This is a genomic window from Endozoicomonas atrinae, from assembly GCF_001647025.1.
In the GTDB taxonomy this organism is placed as follows: Bacteria; Pseudomonadota; Gammaproteobacteria; order Pseudomonadales; family Endozoicomonadaceae; genus Endozoicomonas; species Endozoicomonas atrinae.
Map to the genome: position 1 here is coordinate 1 of NZ_LUKQ02000720.1, position 631 is coordinate 631.

Here is a 631-nt window from a genome sequence, read left to right on the forward strand (position 1 = left end):
ATTTTCTGTACTGGATCAGGTGCCGGTTTCGGTGCAGGCTTGTTTACACCTGCGGCCTCTTTATAGAGACTCATGACCTGCGCTGCACCCAGTGGGCTGACACGACTCAACTCCTGAACATCAGCAGCCTGTCGTGCAAACCACCCTTTAAAATCCTCACTGGCTGAGATCTGCTCTACATCCGGATGCAGACTGCGCAACTTGTTCCAGAATGCCTGTTGTGCCCGCTCCGCCTCCTGCTCCTGCCTTGCCTTCTCAATGGCGGCCAGCCGCTGTTCCAGCTTGCGGTTGAGCTGTTCCGACTCATCCAGCTTGTTGAACACCGGGTCCAGCTCCTGGTAGTCCTTACGGAGCTCCTGGAACTGGTCGGACGGCTCTGGCTCACTGTTTGGCTGAGCGGTACCCTGCTGACTGAGCAGATCCACCTTGGCCTTCAGCAACGCCATCTGCTGCTGAAGTTCGGTATTGCTCCGCTCCAGGTCAGCGGCTTTCTGGGTGGCCTGAGTCATCAGGGCATGGGCGTTCTTGCGGGACTCTTCCGCCTTGGTGTACTTGTCCTGCCAGTCTTCACCGTTATCGTCATTGGATGCTGGAGCAGGCGGCTCTGACGGTTTGTCATCAGCGTCCGACT

The 631-nt window shown here is 57.4% G+C and carries 1 protein-coding gene; it reads right to left on the reverse strand.

Translation table 11 applies throughout. The features are described from left to right. The coding region (locus AK963_RS34290) for a hypothetical protein (RefSeq protein WP_175404776.1) at positions 1–631 on the reverse strand (631 nt) is incomplete at both ends.